A 24,366-nucleotide genomic window follows, 5' to 3' on the forward strand; every position below is an offset into this window, starting at 1 on the left:
ATAAGCAAAGGAAAACCTTTGGACTGACTAACGACTTGTAAGGTATTACCAATACTAACAGTGTGATTAATAGTTTGTTTTTTGCCAGTATTCACTCTTACGCCTAAGCTAGAAAGGTTCAACAGTGTCTTAAACATAAACATGGAGGAGTTACGTTTGATGCGTTTATCTACGTTGGTTTTAGCGATGAGTATGGCACTCGCCGGGCAGGTCCAATCCGCAGAAATAGCGGTAAAGGGGCAGTTAAATAAACCTCAGTTGGAAGATGAAGCTAATCGGGTCGGTCAAAATCCGTTCTTTAGCTCGAGTAAACTACCTTTCCAGGCACCGCCGTTTAATCTTATTAAGGAAAGCGACTATGCGCCGGCGATTGAATTTGGAATTGCCGAACGTTTGGCAGAGGTTAATGCTATTGCAAATAATCCTACACTGCCAACCTTTAAAAATACCTTTATAGCGTTGGAGAAATCAGGGGGAACTTTAACCCGAGTGATGAACGTATTTGGCGCAATGACATCGGCCAATTCAAGTGATGTCCTGCAAAAAATAGATGAAGAAACCTCGCCAAAACTGGCGGCTATGGAAGATGCTATCAAGCTGAATAGCACACTGTTTAATCGTATTAAAACAATATATGACCAGCGAGATAAACTCGGTCTGGACGATGAATCGAGACGTTTGGTGGAAGTGACTTACACTAACTTCATTCTGGCAGGCGCGAATCTTTCTGATGCGGATAAAACCAAACTTAAAGCTTTAAATCAGGAAGCGGCTGGTCTGAGCACTCAATTTACCAATAAACTTTTGGCTGCAACCAAAAACGGTGCGGTGGCAGTTAAAGACAAGTCTGTTTTAGCGGGGCTGTCAGAGGGGGAATTAGCCGCAGCGGCGCAGGCTGCCGGCGACCGTCAACTGGATAAACAATGGCTATTGGTATTGCAAAATACCACCCAGCAGCCGGTGCTAAAAAATCTTAGCGACCGAGATACGCGAAAATCGTTGTTTGATGCATCGTGGAATCGAGCCGAGCAGGGGGATGCCAATGACACTCGCCAGATAGTATCTCGTTTGGCAAAAATACGGGCTGAACAGGCTCAACTCCTTGGTTTCCCGAATTATGCTGCTTGGAAATTACAGAACCAAATGGCAAAAACCCCTGATACGGCACTGACTTTCATGCGTGATATCGTACCGGCTGCGACCGCACGTGCCGAGAGGGAAGCAAAAGATATTCAAGCGGTTATCGATCGTCAGAACGGTGGATTTAAGCTGGGGCCAGAAGATTGGAAATTCTATGCGGAACAGGTGAGAAAAGAAAAATATGATCTGGATGAATCACAAATAAACCCCTACTTTGAACTGGACAATGTACTGAATAACGGCGTGTTTTACGCGGCGAATCAACTGTTTGGTATTAGTTTTAAAGAAAGGACAGATTTGCCGGTTTATCATCCAGACGTTCGGGTTTATGACGTTATTGATAAAGACGGTCAGCCTTTGGCGTTGTTCTACACCGATTATTTCAAGCGTGACAACAAAGGTGGCGGTGCCTGGATGAGCAATTTTGTCGATCAGTCGAAATTGTTAGGTACCAAACCGGTTATTTATAATGTTGCTAACTTCACAAAACCGGCTCCTGGACAGCCAGCATTGCTGTCATATGACGATGTCATTACGCTGTTCCATGAGTTTGGTCATGCCCTGCATGGCATCTTTGCCGATCAGCAATACCCAAGCCTGTCTGGCACCGCGACTGCGCGAGATTTCGTCGAGTTTCCATCACAGTTAAACGAACATTGGGCCAGCGATCCAAAAGTGTTCGCCAACTATGCCAAACATTATAAAACCGGCGAGCCAATGCCGCAGGAGTTAGTCGATAAGATTCAGAAAGCCAAAAAATTCAATAAAGGTTATAGCATGACCGAGCTGCTTTCTGCGGCATTGCTGGATATGAACTGGCATATGCTAAACGCCAGTCAGCTGGAGCAGGATGTTGATAAATTTGAGAAAAAATCGTTACAGCGAGATAAAATTGATCTGAGTTATGTCCCTCCACGTTACCGTTCCAGTTATTTCCAACATATCTGGGGTAATGGTTATGCCGCAGGTTATTACGCATATTTATGGACTGAAATGCTGGCCGATGATGCTTTTGTTGGTTTATTAGAAAGCGGTGGGCTAACGCCGGAAAATGGTCAGCGCTTGCGTGATAAAATCCTATCTCGGGGTAACAGTCAGGATCTGGAAAAACTTTATATTGATTGGCGCGGCCAAGCTCCAAGTATTGAGCCAATGTTAATCAATCGTGGTTTGAAGGAACCCGCTAAATAAGCCAATCTTGTAAATAGCTAATTGGGGAATCAACATTCTTCGTTATAGCCAGTGATTTATGTTCCTACCGCGGGGCAGTTTGTATCAGATTGCCCCGTTCTATCTGTTAGTACATTTCATCCGCATATATCAGCCGTTGCATTGAACAATGAGATGCGGATCTCATAGCTCGAATCCGTCCATTGAATGAACAACCTCATTACCTTAATGTACACTCGTTTTCTATTTATTCTCTCATATTTAGTTGCTAACAAAACTACTCTCACGCTAATAGTATGTTTGTGGATGCTACTTTCCCCTAGCTATATTATTTTATAAATTCCACTTTGGTTAATATATTTACCTGCATTTATGCTTATTTGAAGCGTATGGCGTTAAATCGGGGAAATTAACTAAAGGAATACAATCTACCTCCGATAAGCACCTCATATTATTACTCTAGGGGTTTGTTTTTAATGTTTAAAAAAATGAGAATAAGTGTTGGCTTATCTTTGATTATTTGTGTGTTTAGCCTTGCGCTGCTTGGGGTGAGTGGTTTTAGCATGCAGGCTTTAACCAATAGTAAAGGTGCAACGTTTAGAATTGACCGTATTCAAGGCGATCAATTGGTGCCTTTATATTTAATCTATTCTGAGTTATTAAATACCCGTATTTACGCGCAAAATGCCGCATTACTGTTGGAAGCGAAGGCAGACGCCGGGGCCGATTTATTGAAGGCACAGGATTATCTTAAATCATCTGAAAAAAACATGGTCGCTTTAGGTAAAATTGTGTCATTGACCGCAGAAGGGCGGCGGTTACGTAAGAATATTGATACGACTTATGCTGATTACATTAACAATGGTATCAAACCAATGATGCAAACATTGCGTGATGGTAATGTGGCTGCTTATTACAATCTAGGACCGAGTGTTGTTCCTAAAAGTGAAGCTTTACGCAATAGTTTGTCTGAGTTCGAAACTTTTGCAAAAAATCTGGGCGAAAAAGAAATCGAGGGCGTAACCGCTTCTTATCGCCAAAATATGTGGATTATTGGCGGGGCATTGTTGTTGACGTTAGGCTTAATCCTTATGGCCATCAGATTTGCCAAACAGATTATTTTTTCCCCGATTAATGAAGCTCGCCAGCTATTTGGAAAGATATCCCGAGGTGATTTATCGAGTGTTATTCCGTTACAGCCCGCTACCGAAATGGGAGGGTTGCTAACCGCGTTAGACGATATGCAGCAATCGCTGAAGGGTATTGTTTCAGGAGTGAGAGAATCATCCGCCGTTATTACTATTGGGACGCGGCAGATATCCGCCGGTAATCAGGATTTCTCATCCAGAACGGAAGAGCAGGCGGCTTCGATTGAACAAACTGCCGCCAGCATGGAGCAACTGACTTCTTCGGTTAAACAGAATACCGACAACACCAGACTCGTCACGGCGATGGCGGATAATATGGCAGTGTTGGCGCGCAAAAATGGAGAAAATATTACCGATATCACGGCGAAAATCTCAGCGATTAACGAAAGCTCTGAGAAAATCTCCAATATTATTGGCGTGATTGACTCTATCTCTTTCCAAACCAATATTCTGGCGCTAAATGCCGCCGTTGAGGCGGCAAGAGCGGGTGAGGCAGGTAAAGGTTTTGCCGTTGTTGCCTCCGAGGTGCGTAACCTGGCGCAGCGGAGTGCAGTATCAGCAAAAGAAATAAAAGAGTTAATTGAAGACTCAGTCAGCAAAATCAAAGAGGGTTCTGATATGGCCTCACAGTCGGGTGACGATATGAAAACCCTGCTGAATGAGGTCGATCAGGTGAAGAGCTTGATCGACAGTATTGCTTTTGCGTCTGACGAACAAAGCCGTGGGATTGAGCAGGTCAATATTGCGATTGTGCAGCTGGAAGAAGTCGCCCAACAAAATGCAGCATTGGTTGAAGAAGCCTCCGCTGCCACGCTATCGCTCGCTGAACAGGCCGATACTTTAGACGCTTCGATGCAGGTTTTTACCTTAACCAAAGCGCATGAATAACCTTCGCTATTAGTTTTATCGAAAAATCTGACCGCCTTATGGCGGTCATGATCATTGAAATCGGCGGGCTGATCAGAGGGGCAGTTTTAATGAATCTCAAGGAGGGTTCCAATATTTTTTGAAATTTACCTGTATTTTTTAATTGATTAACGTCAATGTAAAGTCTAATAATGATTTATAATATGTTGTTTATTTATTATTTCATGCTTGGTATATTGTTAGTTCATTACTTATTTCCCTCTATCATGCCATTTTAATTCCTGCCAGTAACTTTAATTACATAACGCCTAAATAACTTATTTAAACTAAACTTGTCGATTGTTTCACAATTACGTTACACGTTTATTTAAATGCTGTTCTTTTCGTTTTTTTAAAGTGTTAGTTTATCTGCAAGTTGACACCAGGGCTAAGTGGGATTTTATTGAGTGACTGTCCGTGAGATGTTTTATTGTCTGACAATATACGATGGGATGAAATGAAACCTCGTAGCCGTTTCCTATCTTATCCAGGAATTCTAATAATAGCAGGTTAAAATGAAAAGAATAAATCAGGATGTAATTTGTTCTAATAGTGAAGCAACTGAAAGCAATGGGACCAAAACACTTTCCATGAAGTTATTCGGTGGTATTTCAAACAGGGATATCAATGCGGTACCTTTGGCTTTATTCATTGCTATTGCTGCCATTGTCGTTACGTCATCTTATTCTAATCTTTTGCCAAAAAACATGATTGGCGGCCTAGCCATTATTATGACGCTTGGCTTTATTCTGTCTCACATTGGTCGCCGGATTCCAGTACTGAAAGATATTGGCGGGCCAGCTATTCTGTGTCTGATGGTACCTTCGGTTCTGGTCTATTTTGGCGTATTTCAGACCAATACCTTAGATACCGTACATCTGTTGATGAAAGAGGCCAATTTACTGTACTTCGTTATTGCCTGCCTGGTCGTGGGTAGTATTCTGGGGATGAATCGCGTAGTACTGATTCAGGGCATGATGCGGATGTTTATTCCCTTGGTAGTGGGAACTCTCGCTGCGGTGGCTTCCGGTCTGCTGGTTGGAAAACTGTTCGGCTATAGTTTCTATCACACATTCTTCTTTATTATCGTACCAATTATCGGTGGGGGTATTGGCGAAGGTATATTACCGCTGTCATTAGCTTACTCGGCAATTTTGGGTGAGTCTCCAGATGTGTATGTGGCGCAATTGGCTCCAGCGGCAGTTGTGGGTAATATTTTCGCCATTATTTGCGCGGGAGTATTGGCCAGAATAGGCTCTCGTCGTAAAGATCTGAATGGTGAGGGTATGCTGATTCGCAATGCAGAAGACAATGCAGTATTTACTTCACAAGAAGGGCCGCAACAAGCTGACTTCCAATTGATGGGCGGCGGGTTGTTAATGATTTGCGCCTTCTTTATCGTTGGCGGATTATTTGAAAAGCTGGTGCATATTCCAGGCCCCGTTTTAATGATTCTGATTGCAGTTCTGTGCAAATACTGTCAGGTCATTCCGGCTAAAATGGAACTGGGTGCGCACAGTTGCTACAAGTTTGTTTCAACCACTTTGGTTTGGCCGTTAATGATTGGTTTGGGTATGCTGTTTGTTCCGCTGGAAAGCGTCGTTGCGGTATTCTCGTTTGGTTATATCGTAGTGTGCGGTGCGGTGGTGCTTTCCATGGCAACCATTAGCTTCTTTATTGCTCCGTATCTGAATATGTATCCTGTGGAAGCATCCATTGTAACCAGTTGCCATAGTGGACTGGGCGGTACTGGCGATGTGGCTATTCTTTCGGCCTCTAACCGTATGTCATTGATGCCTTTTGCTCAAATAGCGACCCGGATTGGCGGGGCGTCAACGGTGATTGGTGCGACGTTATTATTAGGATGGATTGCCTGATTGCAGGAGTGAAAAAGCCACCGGTGCTCAATGTAACCGGTGGTTTTTGCTACATAGGGGTTATTCGCAGTATTGCTGCAATGCCGGAAGCTGGTCAGGCATTAATCGGTAAAGGTATACGGGGCGCCCTGTGGCACCGTAGAGAACGTGAATACTCAATACTGCCGTTTCTGACAAGAAGATGAGATATTTGCGACAGGATACTCGAGATACACCAATAGCATTGGCGAGTTGTTCTGTGGAGAATTCGCTGGTCTGGTTAGCCACAATCCATTCGCACACGGTACGTAAAGTCTGACTGGTCAATCCCTTAGGCAGTTTTTTCCGCTCACCGGTATTACGACTGTCTCGGCGCAATAGTTTATCTATATCTGATTGGGCATAGTTATCGCGCTGTTCCAGCAGGCGATGCTGACGTCGATAAACCGACAGCGCCTCTTCAAATCGGGCAAACTGGAAAGGTTTTATCAGGTAATCGACCACGCCGTACTGCAGGGCTTTCTTTATGGTATTGACGTCGCTCGCAGAGGAAATAACGATAACGTCGGTGTGCTCGCTAAATTCCCGCAGCGTGGGTAGCAAGTCTAACCCGTTATCTTGCCGCATGAAAACGTCTAAAAGTACCAAATGAATCGGCGTTTCGGATTGCATTAGCCTTTCTCGCGCCGCCTGTAGCGATGACACTACCCCGCAACAGGTAAATCCATTGACCTGACTTAAATAGCATTTATTCAGCTCGGCCACCATGGCGTCGTCGTCCACTATCAACACATTAATCATGATTTACCGCACTGATTTTATAAGGGATTTTAATAAAGAACTGAGTGTGACTTCCTGCCTCAGACTCGAATTCAAGTGTACCACCCACGGCTTCTAGGCTTCGTTGTACCAGTGTTAATCCAATACCGCGTCCATTTCCTTTTGTCGAAAAGCCTTCCTTCAGGATCTGGGATTGGCAATCAACCGTAATGCCTGGCCCATTATCACTCACTTCACAATGCAAGATATCGTCGACCAGATGAAAGCTAACGTTGATTTCTTTCTGCGGCATATCCGACATGGCATCTAACGCATTTTCAATCAAATTGCCAAGAACAGTTATTAGTGTGGTGGTGGTTTGTTCATCTGCAGTATCCGGCAGACGGCTATCTTCACTGACCAGCAATGTAATATCCATGTCCCGCGCCCGATTAATTTTCGCCAACAGGAAGCCTGCGATCACCGGGGATTTTATTTTAAATAGCAAAGAGCCGATCTCTTCCTGATAATTATCGGCCGTTTTAAGAATATAGTCTTCTAACTGCGGATAGTGTTTCATATGCAGCAGACCAAGAATAACATGAAGTTTATTCATAAATTCATGGGTTTGTGTTCTTAATGCGTCGGCATAATTGACCATGCCGGTTAAACGTTGCATCAAATGGCTAATTTCAGTTTTATCGCGGAAAGTTGCAATAGCGCCAATGATATCGCCATTCACCACCACTGGGACGGTATTGGCCAGCAGCATACTGCCGTTGAAATCTATTTCCTCATCGCGGCGAGCAATACCCGTGGTCAGCACCTGTTGTAGATTGAGGCGGTCTGGCCAATATTTGCTGGCATTATCCAACAGAAGGTTTTCCAACGGACCATTTTGCTTAAACAAGCGTTTGGCTTCGTGATTGACCAGAGTGATGCGGCAATCAGTATCAACGGCGATAACTCCTTCTTTGATCGATTGCAGCATGGCATCACGCTGTTCAAACAAATTGGATATTTCGTAGGGCTCAAAACCAAACATAATTCTTTTTAAGGCTTTGACTAAAAACCAGGTGCCGAGGCTGCCAACAAATATTCCGAATAGAATCGTCCAGGGAACGCTCCAAAGATTTTCATGAATAACTGATTGGATGTTGAGCAACGAAATGCCGACGGCGACTACGCCAATTTGCTGATGATTTGCATCATAAACAGGGGTGAAAATACGTAGGGCTGGCACTAAGGTTCCACGATTAATCGCGCTGCTTTCTTCCCCAAGCAATGCGGGTTGCAGATCGTCCCCAATAAAATGTCGTCCGATCATTTTAGTATTAGGGTGCGAGTAACGAATGCCGTCCATATCGGTGACGACGATAAATAATAGTTCGTTGCTCTTACTGACGCTTTCAGCAAAGGGTTGAATTTTATCCTTATCCTCAGTGTGACTTAATCCATTGATCACAATAGGGGATAATGCGAGAGTACGAGCAACCGCAAAGGATTTTTCTTTGAGATTATTCTGCGCAATATGGCTGATTTGGATAAAAAACAGCGTGTGTACTGCCAATAGAACCGAAATTATAACCACAGAAACCATAAGTGTTACTGAGGTGCCAAGCCGCAGCGGTTTTTTTTGCCTGCGCGCCGGTTTTACAACGTCCATGCCATGCTCCAGAGATATCCATCAGAAAAACCCTTCTAGAGTTGATAGATATTTTATGAATTAGTTCAAACTATTAGATTAATACCAACGAGAAAAATAAGCTGTGATGCAACACGAGATAAAGCGGGGATGAGAAAAAAGGTGAAGGATATAAACCGCGATCTGACCATAACTAGCCATCTTCCGTGACGCTCTGAATCCACTGCTGTAATAAGGTTAATGATTTTTCAAGATTATATCACATGAAATATGTGATGATGAATTAATTTACTTACTTAACCGAATTATTGCTTAGATATCGTCATTTGCATTATAAAAACAGCGGCTTGTCAGTTTTGGGCTAAAAAGTCAGGGGCGTGAATACACTCAACGTTTAATTATTATTACTTACCCATATTCGCCAGACTTAAATTTATTATATTTCATTAGTTTTATAGTGATAAAAATTTATTAAATAAATTAGGTATGATAATTATTATATAGAAGTGGTATTTAGCTATCATGCGCCATGAGAGCTTTTTGAACAACAGAGACTAGATGGATGTGTATATGGTTTTCCCCATTAATTGTAGTGACGCTGGATTACTCTTAAGCAGGTTTTCTGAGTGTAAAAGAGTGACTGAAAAGAGTAGCAACCAAGCAGAACCCACGGCCCAGCGGATAGTTGTTGGCGTTTTGTTTTATCCTTCTGTTCCTGTTTACCCCTGACCGTTGGCAAAAAAGTACCGCCGTCTGAAACATTTCATGGAATGACTCTGGCTGAGAAACCATTCATTTAAACAAGATTTAGAAGAATCCAATTCATAAAAATAAATTGGGTCTTTACGCTTCACCATGATGAAAATCTATAAGGAACCCTTTTCTACTTAATATCTGCAACGTGCCCGTAAGATAAATCACATGAATTTTTGGAGCAATAATGACTTTTATGAAAGGACGCTTAGGGAAAATAAATTTAATTTTACTTATTGGATTATCTATTTGGTTTTATCCCACACCCGCAACGGTAGACCCTAAAGCCTGGGGGTTAATGGCTATATTTACCAGCACCGTCATTGGATTGATTATTTCTCCTTATCCTTTAGGTGCGATGGCGATATTCAGTTTGACACTATCGGTTGCGACCGGGCTAGTTGGAATTAAAGATATTCTAGCCGGTTTTGGTGAGCCGATTATCTGGATGATTGCCTGTGCTTTCTTTATTTCACGAGGGTTTATTAAAACCGGTTTTGGCAGACGAGTGGGCTATTTCTTTATCAGTAAATTTGGTCACAGTTCACTGGGCCTGGCTTACGGACTGGTGCTGACCGATCTGATATTCGCTCCAGCCATGCCGTCAACGTCGGCAAGAAGTGGCGGCATTGTCACGCCGATATTTCGCTCAATTTCTGAAGCTTACGGTTCGACGCCAGAAAATGGCACCGAACGGCAAATCGGCGCTTTTCTCATTCAATGTGTCTTCCAATGCAATGCGATAACCTGCGCGATGTTTTTGACGTCGATGGCTGGGAATCCGATGATCGCCAAATTAGCCAGCGAAATGGGAGTCACAATCACATGGGGAGGATGGGCGTTGGCCGCCAGCGTACCAGGGCTAATTTCTTTAGTGATTATCCCATTGTTACTTTACCGTTTTTACCCGCCGGTATTAAAAAAGACGCCGGAAATGAGAGCCATTGCCTGTGAGAAATTAAAAGAAATGGGGGCGATGAGCCGCCATGAATGGATTGTTTTGTGCGTGTTTATTTGTCTGGTTGCTTTGTGGGTTAGCGGCGCTACGCTGAATATCGATGCCACTTTAACTGCGTTTATTGGATTAACCGCGTTACTGTTGACCGGAACTTTAACCTGGGATGATGTCGTGGCAGAAAAAGAAGCCTGGCATGCCATGATCTGGTTCTCGGTATTATTAACCTTGGCCAGCCAACTGAATAAGTTAGGGTTGATTAAATGGTTTGGTGGAATCGCGGCTACCTGGGTGGATGGCATGAATTGGGTTCCCATGCTGGGAGTCTTATTGCTGGTTTACTATTATATCCACTATTTTATGGCGAGTGCGATTGCTCATATCAGCGCGATGTACGCCGTGTTTGTTTCTATTGCTATCTCTGCGGGCGCTCCGCCAATGTTGAGCGTACTGGTCTTTGGTATTTTTAGTAATTTATATATGGCTACAACGCATTATTCCGGCGGGCCTGCGCCGATCCTCTTTGGCTGTAATTATGTGCCATTGAGTACCTGGTGGAAGATTGGATTCCTGCTCAGTCTGGCCATTATTCCTATTTGGTTGATTATTGGCAGTTTATGGTGGAAAACCATCGGCTACTGGTAATCCGATAGGTTTTATACGTTCAGGGCCGATATTGATCAATAAAGGCCCTCAACCAGCGAAAAATATGGCGCACAGGGTATCGGCTACTCGGTTATGTGGCCCGGAGCACGATCGCCAGTCTTCAGGCAATTCTGGTATCCTTCATTACTGAAACGGTTGGCATCAAGGTTAAGGGAGTATTCGCAGGGGAGGCAATGAGATGTTGGCGCGGAAGGGGATTCCGTCGCCATAGCCGGTGGAGAGAAACGGGCCAAAACTGCGGCCAACATTTGATAGAGTCTTTTCATTCTTGTTACCCTCATGATGATCTCGGTGAATGATAGGTTAGTCACGTCCTGTAATGATAACCATTATCAATAATAATCATAGAGCATCATTTATCCACCTTCAAACCCTAATAAGGAATCGTAATGGAATGGAATATTGCGCGTTCCTGATGATATTTCCTTTCTCAGTTGGGACATAAAACTTACCAGAGCGCCACCGACGTGCGGCGTCATCTTCTGGTAAACGTTCTTTTCTACGGATGAACCATTCGGTTTTTCACACTGTATTAGCGATTAATTGACGTTATTTCAGAATGTATCCAGAGATTTCATCTTCAGTCTTGGAGAAAAAAATACCCCTGAAATAAATGTATATAAAAGGTATTCCATTCCAAATGAGAATTGTATTGATAATCATTACTGTTATGTATAATAATGCATTCAACATCTATTAGGTTGGAGGTAGAAGGTGTCAAATACAGAGAATTTAATTACACCTTCACCTGTAGGGGTAATAGCAGATATCGCGCAGCTCTTTGAGCAAACCTTTGCTCATTTTTCTGTAACGTTTAAAGTGAATTCCGATAATATCCCTTCCAAAAGTATGAGTTTCAATCATTGGTCAAATGAAGATAATTTTCCGTCACTGATGGAAATTTATCAAAATGAGTATTACGGCATCAATAATATAAAGCCGAATCAGAAGGCACTTTATTCACTATGGACACAATGGTATTTCGGTTTGGTTATTCCTCCAATGATGTTGTTATTAATGGAATATCCGCAGGAAATTGACTCCGACTGTCGAAACTTTAAAGTGGAATTTCATGATAGTGGCAGGCCAGATATTATTTACTATCAGCTAAAATGGAAAGGTCAGAGCGCGGAAAATTTACTAGAACGCTATTATGCACTGATTAATAACCATGTTATTCCAATAGCTAATAAAATTGAGTCCTATCAGGGTATAAACGGGAGATTACTGTGGAATAACATCGGATACCTGATGTATTGGTATCTGGGTGAGTTTAAAAAACGCATGAAAGAAGATGTTTATCAGTCTGTTATTCAAGGTCTTTTTATGACTATGACCTTGCCAGACGGCCGCGAAAATCCGCTTTATCGCACGGTTATACTACGTAATGACACCCTGCAGCGCCGTAGCTGTTGCCAGCGTAATAAGCTACCGGGCGTGGGTAATTGTCATGATTGTCCGCTCGAAATAACGCTATAAAGGTATTATTTATTCTGAAATAACCTCTTGCTTCTGGCCGGTGGTTTTTGTAGTGACTATTTAACTCTCTCTTAGAGTTGTCGACTATATACCCAGTTATCATTGCTTATAATAAAAATATCATGGAACAGTAATCTGAGCGCATCTATATATATTATAAGGATATATCATGTACGGAGTAGCCCATACTGAAACCCCTTTTTTATCGGAAAGTGGTGATATAAGTGAGGTGCTTTATTTGGGGAGCTTTCTAAATAAACAAAGTGCCGATAATTATCAGGAAGGAGTTAATAATGTCACTGAAAGAATTAAGGGCATATTAAACGTTGTTGATAAACCCTTTAGCGGGATATTACCGAATGAATTGTCACCGCTTATTTCTGGAATAAACCTGGATAATCCGCTGCCCTCACTCGATTCTGCGCTGGATGAATTACAACAGCTGTATATTAAAGATGCTGTTTATTTTCATCATCCTAAATATGTAGCGCATTTGAATTGCCCTGTGGTGCTGCCGGCGGTGTTTGGGGAAAGTATTATTGGTGCGATTAACTCCTCTTTAGATACCTGGGATCAGAGCGCAGGTGGTACGCTGATTGAACAGAAAGTGCTGGATTGGACCCGAGATAAAATAGGGTTAGGTGAAGAGGGGGATGGGATTTTCACCAGCGGCGGAACTCAATCGAACTTAATGGCTATGTTACTGGCTCGCGATCATTTTTGCCATCAGCGAGACCCGGCCCATAAAAATCAATTGCAGGGACTCCCAGCCGATTTTCACAAATTCCGCATTTTCACATCGGCGGTTAGCCACTTCAGCACGCAAAAAGCGGCCGCATTATTAGGCTTGGGTTACAACGCAGTGGTTCCTATTCCATACGACAGTGAATTTAGAATGGATACTCACGCCTTGGAGTTAAGTATCGAACGCTGTCTGGCACAGGGAAATATCCCTTTAGCGGTGGTGGCGACCACGGGAACCACTGATTTTGGCAGCATCGATCCTCTACGTCCTATTGCAGCGTTAGCTCAGCACTATGGTCTTTGGCTGCATGTTGACGCGGCCTACGGTTGCGGCTTACTGGTTTCTTCCCAGCATCGGCAACTGCTCGCCGGTATTGAGATGGCGAACTCGGTGACCGTGGATTACCATAAATCCTTTTTCCAGCCGGTGAGCTGTAGCGCCTTCTTTGTTAAGGATAAACAGCATTTTTCCTATTTGACCTATCACGCCGAGTATCTCAATCCGTTAAGCGCATTACAGGAAGGAACACCCAACCTGGTGAATAAAAGTATCCAGACCACGCGGCGATTTGATGCCCTAAAGATGTGGCTGACGCTGCGTATTATGGGTGCAAAGCAATTGGGGCTGGCTTTTGAGCGATTAATGGAGACCGCGCAGGTCGCTTATCAATTAATGCAGCCTAACCCGTATTTTGAACTGTTGCATCGACCCACGTTGAGCACGCTGGTATTCCGTTTTATACCGCTGGATTCCCGCAGTGATGCAGAAATCGATCTCACCAATGCATATATTCGTAAGGCGTTATTCCGAGAGGGAAATTCGGTCATTGCCGGGACCAAAGTCAATGGCCGTCAGTATTTAAAATTTACCTTTCTGAATCCGACTACGGGGATTCAGCATTTAAATGAAATTATCGATGCCATTATGACCCACGGGCAGAACTATGCGGATCAGCATCACGTCGCCGCGCTAAACAAGGAATGATTATGTCCATGCGACCTTATGATTTTATTGCCATCGGCATTGGTCCTTTTAATCTTGGATTGGCATGTTTAACCCAACCGCTGAACGATGTTCATAGTTTATTCATCGATCAAAATCCGGGTTTTGACTGGCATCCAGGGATGATGCTGGAAAGTGCAACTCTACAAACGCCCTTTATGTCGGATCTGGTGACGTTAGCGTCGCCAACGCACCCGTTGAGCTTTTTAAATTACATCAAACAGCAGGGCAGAATTTATTCCTTCTATATTCGGGAAAATTTCTTTCTGATGCGTAAGGAATATAACCAATATTGCCAATGGGCTGCCGCGCAATTGCCTAACCTGCGTTTCAATACTCGGGTTGAAACCCTGGAGTATGATGAGGAAACCGCACTGTATAAGCTGCGTTGTCTGGATTTGCGCACCGGCGATTATTACGAATGTCAGTGTAAAAAATTGGTATTAGGCACTGGGCCATCGCCGTGTATTCCAGAATGCTGCCAACCTTTTATCGCGAAAATGGTGACTTCTGGCGATTATCTGGATAACAAAGCGGCCTTGCAGAAGAAGGCCTCTATTACCTTGTTAGGCAGCGGACAGAGTGCGGCGGAGATTTTTTACGATCTACTCAGTGATATAGATCGCTTTGGTTATCAACTCAACTGGCTCACACGTTCCCCCCGTTTCTTCCCACTGGAATACACCAAGCTAACGTTGGAAATGACATCACCGGAATACGTCGATTACTTTTATAACCTCCCGGCAGAAAAGCGCGATGAGCTGAATCTGACTCACAAACAATTGTACAAAGGCATTAATAGCTCGTTGATCAATGACATTTTCGATCTGCTGTACACCAAGCGTTTGGACGGTGTCCTAAATGTGAATTTGTATACCAATAGCGAATTACAGCTGGTGGAGGAAAATAGTAATGGCAAAGGACTGAGTCTGTCTTTATTACAGCATGAACAGAATCAGCCGTTCACTTTGGCGTCCGAAAGCGTGGTATTGGCGACTGGGTATCAATATCAGCCGCCGTCGTTTATTGAAGGTATTCGCCAGTTAATCCGTTGGGATAATAAAGGCCGATACGACGTTCAGCGCAATTACAGTATTGATCGCCGCAACAGTATTTTTGTGCAAAACGTCGAGCTGCATACCCATGGTTTTGTTACGCCGGATTTGGGAATGGCCTGCTACCGTAATTCCTGTTTAATCCGCGAAATAACCGGAGTTGAACATTATCCTATTGAAGAAAGCATTGCTTTCCAGCGTTTCAGCGTGCCAGAACAGGGAGTCACACAATGACGCAGGCGACGGCGAAAATGAACCCACTGACGCCAGTGGAAAGCGGCGATTTCACACTGCGACCTTTAGATTTGATGCAGGATATTGGCTGGCTGAGTCATTGGGTCAGTCGCGAATATGCCCAGTACTGGGGAATGCAAAATCATAGCGAGTCACAGGTATTGGCGTTTTATCAGGAATTACTCGACCGGAAGCCGGGCAGCGTATTGGTTGGGATGAAACACCAGCAGCCTGCCTTTTTGCTGGAACGTTATCTCGCCAAAGAAGATGTCATTGCTGAATATTATCCGGCGCTGCCGGACGATGTCGGCATGCATATTTTAGTCGCTCCGCCGGTAAATAAAGTGGCAGGTTTCACTTGGCGTGTATTTCAAAGCATTATGGCGTTTATTTTCAGCGATCCACTGGTGGCGCGTATTGTAGTGGAGCCGGATGTACGAAATGAGAAAATTCATCGCCTGAATAAACTCGCCGGTTTTGTTTATCAGCAACGGTTGGAAATGCCTCACAAGACGGCATGGCTGGCTTTTTGCACCAGAGAACAACATCAACTTGCGCTTCAGTCTGCGCGTCAACTGGAGCGTCAATGATGATAGCCAACTCCGTCGTTGCCATTCAGCCCCACGGGTTAGCCGTGGCGCATTTGCAGCCGTCACTATGGCAAAAAGTGAATCGTTTGCACTTGTGTAAAGCTATTTCCGAGTTTTCCCACGAGCGCATATTCGCTCCTGAGATATTAATGAGTCGACAGGACGGTGAGGGTTACCACTCTTACCAACTGGCTACGTCAGATAACCGGATTCGTTACGTTTTCCGCGCCCGCCGGTTGGCACTGGATCACTGGCTACTGGATCCTTCGTCTTTGCAGAAAACCGTTGATGGGCGGCTGGCCGATTTGGATTCGCTGTTATTTATCATTGAATTTAAACAGGAACTTGGCATTAGCGATGCGGTGTTACCGACTTATCTTGAGGAGATTACCAGTACCTTATACAGCAGTGCGTATAAACACAGTCGGGTGGGTATTAGCGCGTCTGAACTGGTCAACGCCAACTTCCAGTTATTAGAGCAGGAAATGATGGAAGGTCATCCTTCCTTTGTCGCCAATAATGGACGCATTGGTTTTAATGGGCAGGATTTCCAGCAGTTCAGCCCGGAGGCCGCTTCGGACATTCATTTGGTCTGGCTGGCCGCGCATAAAAGCAAAGCGCATTTTGCCAGCATCGAACAGCTAGATTATCGGCAACTGATGCTGCAAGAGTTGGGCGAGGAAGCGCTGGCGGAATTTGAGCAACGGCTGATCGCCAAAGATCTCAATCCGCAGGATTATCTGCTGATGCCGGTGCATCCATGGCAGTGGCTGAGCAAGGTGTCTTCGGTATTTGCTGCGGATATTGCTAACCAAATGCTGGTGTTCTTAGGGACGGGGAAAGATGTCTATCAGGCTCAGCAATCGATTCGGACTTTTTTCAATCGGAGCGAACCGTTACGATATTACGTAAAAATGGCGCTATCTATCCTGAATATGGGCTTTATGCGCGGATTGTCGCCTTATTATATGGCTACCACGCCGGGCATTAATGAATGGCTGTTTGAGCTGGTGGAAAATGATGAGACGCTGCGCTGCTACGGTTTTAAAATTTTACGTGAAGTCGCCAGCGTGGGTTTCCGCAACAGTTATTACGAACAGGCGGTGACCGGGGATACGCCGTACAAAAAAATGGCCGCAGCCTTATGGCGAGAAAACCCGCTGCAATTGATTCAGTCGGGTCAGCAGGTGATGACCATGGCGGCATTGCTGCATCTGGATCAGCAGGGCAAGGCGTTTTTGCCTGAGCTCATCACTGCCTCCGGATTGCCCACAGAGCAATGGATAGCTCGTTATTTACAATGTTATTTATCACCGCTATTGCACTGTTTGTATGCCTACGATCTGATGTTTATGCCCCATGGGGAAAATATCATTCTCGTGCTGGAGAACGCCGTCCCTCAGCATATCTTTATGAAAGATCTGGCAGAGGAAATTCTGGTGATGAATCCCGTCGCAGATTTACCGGAAAAGGCGCAGCGGGTCAAAGTGGATATGCCGGAGGATATGAAAACTCTGACCATTCTTTCCGATGTATTTGACGGCGTATTTCGCTATCTGGCGGCGATCCTCGATCAGCAGGGGAATTATTCAGAAGGGCGTTTTTGGGCTGCGGTGGCGAACTGCATTTGGGAATATCAACGGCAACATCCTGAACTGGCCGGGCAATTTGCACGTTATGAACTGTTTACACCCAAAATTAAGCGTTGTTGTCTCAATCGGTTACAGTTGGCCAATAATCGCCAAATGCTGGATTTAGCCGATCCGGCTCAGAGTCTGAAATTTGCCGACGATTTGATCAACCCATTAGTTGCTTTTGGAATACCTGCCGTCTAGTTATAAGTTACATCAATACTACTGTGCCCCGGAGGCAATTTTCCGGGGCGTTAAGTCTTGGTTTAGGGTCGGACTAGCGCGGGTGATAGCGAGGAATAACTAAGGGTTTACCTGATTCAGGATCGGTAATAATTCGGCAACGTAGGCCGAATACTGCCTCAATACTTTCTTCAGTCACTATGGTTTCTGGCCATCCTTCGGCAAAAATCTTCCCTTCTTTTAGCATGATAAGATGAGTGGCATAGCGTAGCGCCTGATTAATGTCGTGCAAGACCAGCACCAGCGTTTTGCCCTGCTGATGCAATTGCTGACATAAATCCAGCATTTCAATCTGATGGGCGATATCCAGATAGGTAGTCGGCTCATCCAGTAACACGATTGGAGTATGCTGTGCCAAAGTCATGGCAAACCACGCCCGCTGGCGTTGCCCACCGGATAATTCACTGACCATCTGTTGCGCTAATGGCTCCAGGTTGACCGCCTTTATAGCTGCGCGAACGATATTATCGTCTGCGGCAGACCATTGACGAAAAAAGGATTGGTGGGCATAGCGACCCCGCGAAACCAAATCGAAGACCGTCAGGGCTTCGGAGACGCCAGCGCCTTGGGAAAGTAGCGATAGCTGGCGGGCTAAGGCTTTAGCTCTGAAATGCTGAATATTTTGCCGATCCAGTTTGATACAGCCACTTTGTGGCGATAAACCGCGACTTAACGCGCGTAATAGCGTCGATTTTCCACAACCATTTGGCCCAATAATTACGCTAAAAGCTCCGTTTTTAATGCCTACGCTGAGTTTATCGACGACAGTCCGCGGGCCGTAGCTTAAAGACAATAATTGAGTCGTTAAGCGTGGCTCATCGGTGTGGTACTGCGTTGCGGCCAATGACTCCGAGGATAATAGCGTAGAAGGGCAGTCTAACTCGCGTGGGGACGTCATTTTATTCTCCTGACTTCAGCGTACAGCAAATACATCAAATAGATACCGCCAACGGCTGCGGTGATTACGCCGACCGGAAGCCGGGAAGGCGTGGGCAGCAGCAGAGTGATAATATCTGACGCCAGCAGCAGTAGTGCGCCCATCAACGCGGTGCACAGCAGGGCAATTCCTTTGGAGCGGAGCAGATGGCGGGTAATTTGCGGCGCAGATAAAGCGATAAATGCCACCGGGCCAACCACCAATACCGCTGCGGTAGCCAAAGTTATTGCCAGTAACAGACTCAACAAATGTGTCAGACCAATATTGACGCCCAATGACTGGGCAACTCCGCTCCCCAGACTTAGAAAGTTGAGTTGACGACTGAGATACACCAACCCCGGTGTCACTACGCTTAACGTTAGGCCGATAAGGCATACGTCGCGCCAGTTTTTCTCCGCCAGGCTGCCGCTGAGCAATGCGGCCATCTGGTTTGCCTGTTCCAGCCGTACTTGCGAAATGGCGAAGTTGACGAATGCCATGCAAAGCGCACCGACGGCAATACCTGAAATAACAATTTTTCCCGAATGAGATAGGTTGTTAATGCTGCCTGCATAGACCAATGCGACGGCGCAACAGGCACCGAGGAAGGCACCTACGGGGACAGGAATGACGCCCGGCCAGAGCAACAGGGTGGCCACTACGCCCGCGGAGGCACCGGCGGTAATGCCAATAATATCCGGGCTGCCTAATGCGTTACGGGTAGTGGTCTGGAAAATGGCGCCAGAAATTGCCAATGCGGCTCCGGCTCCTAATGCGACTAAAGCGCGGGGAAGCCGCAATTGCAGCAAAATAAAATGTTCAAATTGACTGCCTTGCCCGGAAAGGACATTGAGCGTTTTTTCCCATTCAAACCCGTTAGGGCTCAATACCATGGCGATAAGCAGGCCTAACAATAGAGTCGGTAACATCAATAGTAGATAACGCTGTGTAGTGGGAACCGGAGCCAAAAACACCCAAGATCCCAGCGTTAGCGTTTTACAGGAATTAGTGGGAGGCATCGGCAAATCCTTTTTTACGATTGGCGACCGCATAAAGCAATGGGCCACCCACGGCGGCGGTAATCACGCCGACCATCACTTCGCCTGGAGCAATAATCACTCTGGCGATGATATCGGCAGTTAACAGTAGAATTGGCCCGACCAACAGGCTGTAGGGCAACAGCCAACGGAAATCGCTGCCAATCATGGCACGAACCAAATGAGGTGCGGCCAGACCGATAAAGGCGATTGGACCTGCCAGTGCCGTTGCCGCTGCGGCCAGCATGGTCGCGCCAATTAAGGCCAGTAGCCGGATTTGGACCGTATTGGCACCCAGCGCGGTGGCGATATTTTCACCGAAAACCATGATGTTAAGGGACGGCGCAATAGCGAGAACGAGGGCTAATCCGCCGATAAAATAGGGCACCACCGGCAACATCGCCATCATCGACATACCCGACAGCGAGCCAAGCACCCAGAAGCGATAGTTCTCTAACACGGCGGGATGGAGTAGTACCACACCTTGCACATAGGCGAACAGGCAGGCATTGATCGCCGCACCAATCAGTACCAGACGGGTTGGATTACTATTAGGTTTGCCGCCGCTTAACAGATAAAACAGCAGGGTTGCCAGCGCGGCACCGATCAATGCAGGCCAAAAGCGAGAAATAGCAGCCAGCGCAGGAAAAAAGGCAAAGCTGACGATGATAGCCGATGCACCCGCGTTGACGCCCAATAAACCGGGATCGCCGAGTGGATTACGTAGCAGTCCTTGCGTCACGGCTCCGGACAACGCCAGCGCCGCGCCGGCCATCAGACCTATTAAGGTTCGAGGCAATCGGGCCTCTATGACCAAATCGTGATAGTTACGGTCATCGGCGCTGAAATAGTGCCAGACCGCGCTGAGAGGTAAGGGTTTGGCTCCTAACGTCAGGCTGGCAACAATACAGAGTAGGGTGAGCAGCAAGAGTCCCACCCAGCCCCAAACGCGGCATGCTCGCTGCCGCCGATGAATCTGCTGAGTCATGGCGGAGTCTCCGAAACGGTAGCCAAATGGCGCGCTTTCTCTGCGACCAGCGGCATAAAGCGTTGCAATCCCCAATCGACGCTTAAAGGCGTGCCGTAGGACATTGCCATCACGATGGCCTGATCGGTCATTGGGATGTAGCCACCGTGGCGCACTGCCGCAATGGCATTAAATAATGGCTGCTGTTCTACTCGCTGGCGCTCCTGCTCGCTGTTGTACCAGGTCACTAGAATATCCACATCATTCAGTCGGTCAGCATTTTCCAGCCCAAGATTTGCGGCGAAACTGCCTCGGGACGCGGTCAGGTTTTTAATCGAGGGAGCCAATTGCAAGCCGGTTGCAGAGAGTGTATCTACGCGAGGATCGCCCGCGACATATATCGATAGATTGGCATTATTAGCCGCCGCTTTAATGTAAGCGAAGCGCAGTCTCGCTATGCCCGGTACCGTTTTGCCCGCGTCGGCCAGAGTGCTTTCTAATTGCAGTAGTAAATCTTGAGCCTGAGCTTTTTTACCCAAAGTATGGCCGATCAATTCAATCTGCTGGCGGGTAGACGTCAGCCAGGGCAAGCCGGGATAGGCGACCACCGGCGCGAAGCGCGACAGCTGATCGTACAGGCTTTGGCTAATACCCGACTGAGTGGCAATAATCACATCGGGCTTCAGGTTGATTAGCTGCTCGATATCCAGTTCGGGATACATGTGCAGAATTGTCGGTAGAGTTTGTCCTTGCTGTTCCAGCGCCTGACGAAACCAGGGCAGATAGCCTTGCTCGTCGCCGCCCCAGCGATGGGATTCAATGCCAATCGGAACCTGCCCCAGCGCCAGCACAATATCCTCCGATCCGGCTCCCAAAGTCACAATGCGTAGCGGCGGACGCTCAATGACCGCAGTACCGAGAGCAGTCACTACCTGCCGTGGGAAGCCTTTTTCACGAGCCGCTGTTACGCCGTCTGGCGCAGAAGCGTTATCGCAGCCGGAAAGCAAAAAAACCAGCGCCAACAGGCCGGTTAATACAGTCACTATTGTCCCCGTGCGATGACGGGCGAATCCATAGGGGCTTAGGGAATTATTTATCAATAACATTTGGGTCGAGAGTTTTTCCTTAGTGTTATCACAAGCAGCCACGGAGCCGAAAAACGCGCTCCGTGGTGTTGGCGGTATTAACAATAATCAGAAGGTGTAACGCACAGTGGCATCCACATTACGCGGCTTGCCCACTAGGTATTGGCTGTACTGACCAATTTGCGAGTAATAATGCTGATTGAATAGGTTATCCAGATTCACCGTAAGCGACAGCTGCGGAGTGAACTGATAGCGGCTCATCAGGCTGTAAACCGCAAAACTATCCTGACCCACGCGCTGCACGCCGGTCGGGCTGGTTACATCACTGTAGGTCTTGCCTTGCCAGTTGACACCGCCGCCGAGAGTCAGGTCTTTCATCGACCCTGGCAGGGTATAGGTGGTGAAAACTTTCAGGACTTTTTGCGGCGTGATCGGAGTGAAAGTTTGCCCGTTTGGCACTTGCACATGATATTGGGTATAACCGGCGAACAGGTTCCAGTTTTCAGTGACTTTCCCGCTGATTTCCGCTTCAAAACCACGGGTTTTAGTCCCGTCTACGGCATAGTAAGGGCGGCTGTTATCTGGCAGACGCGGCGCGGTGGTATCCGCCACTGGCATGTTGTCCTGACGAATTTCAAACACCGCTAACGAATAATCAATGCTGTTGTCGAAGGCGACGCCTTTCATTCCCACTTCGTAGTTTTGCCCACTGATCGGGTCCAACAGTTGGTTATCACGATTGCGGCGACTTTCCGGATTGAAGATTTCGGTGTAGCTGGTATAAACCGACAAATCGCTGTTGATGTCGTAAATCAGGCCGCTGTAGGGCACGAACTGATTTTTATATTTGGCATTTTGCGGCGTGCCGAAGTTATCGCCTCGGGTTTCCCATGTGGTTAAACGGCCACCGAGAATCAACGTTAGCGGATCGGCCAGAGAAAGCTGAGTCACCGCATATTGCGCGGTTTGATCGTTACGCCCTTTAGAACCGTAGGCGCGAGTAGTGCTCCAGATCGGTTTAGGATACTGCCAGCCCGGCTGAGTAAAATCCCCCAGTTCGGGGCAAGTACTGCGGGTGCTGCAATTGGCGGGATTGTAATAGTCGTTATCAAAATTCTGGCGTTGGTGGTTCCAGCCAAAGCCAAGCTGATGTTGACGCCCAAACAGACTGTAATGACCGTTAACCTGAATATCATAGTTTTGCTGACGGCGAGTTCCGTCAATAAGCGACATACTCCCTGGGCGCATGCCGATATTGGTCGTACGATCCGGATAACCATCTGCCCACATCACGTTTTGCAGCAGTTTGTCATTATCAAAAGTAAAGGTACCCTTGATGTTCCAGCCGTTGTCGAACTGGTGTTGCAGGCTGCTAAACAACGACTGGGTTCGGGTTTCGGAAGAAGTCCAGTCAGGCGCGGTGCTGGCCGAACGACCGTAATGAGTTCGGCCACTGTCGCTGTAAAACAGCGGCAACCCGCCAAACATGCCCCCTTGGGTCATATTGCGTTGAGTATCGGCGCCGATGGTCAGCAGGGTGTCTGGCGTCAGATCCACTTCCAGAATGCCGTAAAATGGATTGCTGCTTTGTTTGTATCGGTCAACGAAAGAATGGGTATCCTGATACGCCGTGACAAAACGCCCGCGGACGCTGCCATCGCTATTCAGCGGACCAGAAAGATCCAGCGTAGTACGCCATTTATCCCATGAGCCAACGCCGGCAGAAACGCTGCCGCGAAAATCCTGAGTCGGACGTTTACGTACCAGATTAATCACAGCCGATGGGTTTCCCGGCCCGGTCATTAAACCCGCCGCACCACGTACCACTTCAATCCGATCGAACATATCGGTATCCAGCGTGTTATCGCCGTAATTAAAGCGGGTATCGTAAAAAGTGGCTACGCCGTCGCGCATAATATTATTCACGCTCATGCCGCGTGAAGTAAAACCGAAGCGATCGCTATCGAACTGACGAACGTTCAGGCCGGTAATATTATTGACCGCGCTTTCTACGCTGGTCAGGTTTTGATCGCGCATACGCTGTTTCGTCAGAATACTGACCGACTGTGGCGTTTCGCGAGCAGAAATATTCAGACCGGTGGCCGTAGACATTGAAGAGGTATTATAACTGCCGCTGTCTTCCGTTACACCTGGGTGGTTTAGCGGCGAGGCAATCACGGTCATGGTGGTTTCTTCAGCGCTGTTTTTCGGTGATGACTTCGCGCTGTCATTATGATTATCGCTGGCGGCATAAGCGCTCCCCAATAGCGATAAATTAGCGGCAAGAGCCCATGCCACGGGTTTAACTCTGTGTGAAGGTTGCAGGCGAATCGGGTTCTTGCCGTCACTTCTTTTCATTATTCTTTTCACCAAATATCAGGTTG

Annotated in this window: 17 protein-coding genes; 9 read left to right on the forward strand and 8 right to left on the reverse strand. The window is 46.4% G+C overall.

The window, feature by feature from the left end:
• Positions 1-159 precede the first annotated feature (159 nt).
• The 3 genes from dcp (at position 160) to ACQ4OC_RS02125 (ending at position 6,241) form a co-directional block, all read left to right on the forward strand.
• Positions 160-2,331 carry a peptidyl-dipeptidase Dcp gene (gene dcp / locus ACQ4OC_RS02115; protein WP_430970892.1) on the forward strand — a complete coding sequence of 724 codons (2,172 nt, stop codon included), beginning with the start codon at positions 160-162 and terminating at the stop codon, positions 2,329-2,331.
• 467 nt (positions 2,332-2,798) lie between these two features.
• The gene (locus tag ACQ4OC_RS02120) at positions 2,799-4,346 is read left to right on the forward strand and encodes a methyl-accepting chemotaxis protein (protein ID WP_162975186.1); all 1,548 of its coding nucleotides are present in this window, start codon (positions 2,799-2,801) and stop codon (positions 4,344-4,346) included.
• A 608-nt stretch (positions 4,347-4,954) separates the two neighbouring features.
• Positions 4,955-6,241, forward strand: coding sequence for a 2-hydroxycarboxylate transporter family protein (locus ACQ4OC_RS02125; protein ID WP_371112907.1), 1,287 nt, complete (start codon positions 4,955-4,957; stop codon positions 6,239-6,241).
• 60 nt (positions 6,242-6,301) lie between these two features.
• On the opposite strand, the gene dcuR is transcribed toward ACQ4OC_RS02125, so the two are convergent.
• Together dcuR and ACQ4OC_RS02135 are read right to left on the reverse strand one after the other, a co-directional pair.
• Positions 6,302-7,021, reverse strand: coding sequence for a two-component system response regulator DcuR (dcuR, locus tag ACQ4OC_RS02130; protein ID WP_064513279.1), 720 nt, complete (start codon positions 7,019-7,021; stop codon positions 6,302-6,304).
• Positions 7,014-8,645, reverse strand: coding sequence for a sensor histidine kinase (locus tag ACQ4OC_RS02135; protein ID WP_064513281.1), 1,632 nt, complete (start codon positions 8,643-8,645; stop codon positions 7,014-7,016). The genes dcuR and ACQ4OC_RS02135 overlap by 8 nt, the downstream gene beginning before the upstream one ends.
• 919 nt (positions 8,646-9,564) lie before the next feature.
• Here ACQ4OC_RS02135 and ACQ4OC_RS02140 point away from each other — a divergent pair.
• Positions 9,565-10,977 carry a DASS family sodium-coupled anion symporter gene (locus tag ACQ4OC_RS02140; RefSeq protein WP_064513283.1) on the forward strand — a complete coding sequence of 471 codons (1,413 nt, stop codon included), beginning with the start codon at positions 9,565-9,567 and terminating at the stop codon, positions 10,975-10,977.
• A gap of 83 nt (positions 10,978-11,060) precedes the next feature.
• Here ACQ4OC_RS02140 and ACQ4OC_RS02145 read toward each other — a convergent pair whose 3' ends face one another.
• On the reverse strand, positions 11,061-11,264 hold the full coding sequence (locus ACQ4OC_RS02145) for a hypothetical protein (RefSeq protein WP_430970893.1): 204 nt from the start codon (positions 11,262-11,264) through the stop codon (positions 11,061-11,063).
• Positions 11,265-11,712: 448 nt separating this feature from the next.
• Between ACQ4OC_RS02145 and fhuF the strand changes: the two genes are divergently transcribed.
• The 5 genes from fhuF to ACQ4OC_RS02170 all read left to right on the forward strand — a co-directional run bounded on the left by fhuF (position 11,713) and on the right by ACQ4OC_RS02170 (position 17,938).
• On the forward strand, positions 11,713-12,477 hold the full coding sequence (gene fhuF / locus ACQ4OC_RS02150; protein WP_064513285.1) for a siderophore-iron reductase FhuF: 765 nt from the start codon (positions 11,713-11,715) through the stop codon (positions 12,475-12,477).
• A gap of 169 nt (positions 12,478-12,646) precedes the next feature.
• Positions 12,647-14,206 carry a pyridoxal phosphate-dependent decarboxylase family protein gene (locus ACQ4OC_RS02155; protein ID WP_064513287.1) on the forward strand — a complete coding sequence of 520 codons (1,560 nt, stop codon included), beginning with the start codon at positions 12,647-12,649 and terminating at the stop codon, positions 14,204-14,206.
• Positions 14,207-14,214: 8 nt separating this feature from the next.
• Positions 14,215-15,513: a lysine N(6)-hydroxylase/L-ornithine N(5)-oxygenase family protein gene (locus tag ACQ4OC_RS02160; protein ID WP_084414374.1), complete on the forward strand. Its 1,299-nt coding sequence runs from the start codon at positions 14,215-14,217 to the stop codon at positions 15,511-15,513.
• Complete coding sequence (locus ACQ4OC_RS02165) at positions 15,510-16,103, forward strand: GNAT family N-acetyltransferase (protein WP_064513291.1); 594 nt, start codon at positions 15,510-15,512, stop codon at positions 16,101-16,103. The genes ACQ4OC_RS02160 and ACQ4OC_RS02165 overlap by 4 nt, the downstream gene beginning before the upstream one ends.
• Entirely contained in the window at positions 16,100-17,938 is a 1,839-nt protein-coding gene (locus tag ACQ4OC_RS02170; protein ID WP_430970894.1) for an IucA/IucC family protein, read from the forward strand. The genes ACQ4OC_RS02165 and ACQ4OC_RS02170 overlap by 4 nt, the downstream gene beginning before the upstream one ends.
• Positions 17,939-18,011: 73 nt before the next feature.
• Here ACQ4OC_RS02170 and ACQ4OC_RS02175 read toward each other — a convergent pair whose 3' ends face one another.
• The 5 genes from ACQ4OC_RS02175 to ACQ4OC_RS02195 all read right to left on the reverse strand — a co-directional run bounded on the left by ACQ4OC_RS02175 (position 18,012) and on the right by ACQ4OC_RS02195 (position 24,340).
• Entirely contained in the window at positions 18,012-18,875 is an 864-nt protein-coding gene (locus ACQ4OC_RS02175) for an ABC transporter ATP-binding protein (protein WP_235601003.1), read from the reverse strand.
• Complete coding sequence (locus ACQ4OC_RS02180) at positions 18,872-19,912, reverse strand: FecCD family ABC transporter permease (protein WP_064513293.1); 1,041 nt, start codon at positions 19,910-19,912, stop codon at positions 18,872-18,874. Before ACQ4OC_RS02180 ends, ACQ4OC_RS02175 begins: the two co-directional genes overlap by 4 nt.
• The gene (locus ACQ4OC_RS02185) at positions 19,899-20,918 is read right to left on the reverse strand and encodes a FecCD family ABC transporter permease (RefSeq protein ID WP_064513295.1); all 1,020 of its coding nucleotides are present in this window, start codon (positions 20,916-20,918) and stop codon (positions 19,899-19,901) included. The genes ACQ4OC_RS02180 and ACQ4OC_RS02185 overlap by 14 nt, the downstream gene beginning before the upstream one ends.
• Positions 20,915-21,940 carry an iron-siderophore ABC transporter substrate-binding protein gene (locus ACQ4OC_RS02190; RefSeq protein WP_430970895.1) on the reverse strand — a complete coding sequence of 342 codons (1,026 nt, stop codon included), beginning with the start codon at positions 21,938-21,940 and terminating at the stop codon, positions 20,915-20,917. The genes ACQ4OC_RS02185 and ACQ4OC_RS02190 overlap by 4 nt, the downstream gene beginning before the upstream one ends.
• A 150-nt stretch (positions 21,941-22,090) precedes the next feature.
• Entirely contained in the window at positions 22,091-24,340 is a 2,250-nt protein-coding gene (locus tag ACQ4OC_RS02195) for a TonB-dependent siderophore receptor (RefSeq protein ID WP_064513299.1), read from the reverse strand.
• Positions 24,341-24,366 lie beyond the last annotated feature (26 nt).

Origin of the sequence: Yersinia sp. J1 (assembly GCF_050586585.1) — a bacterium.
Lineage (GTDB): Bacteria > Pseudomonadota > Gammaproteobacteria > Enterobacterales > Enterobacteriaceae > Yersinia > Yersinia entomophaga.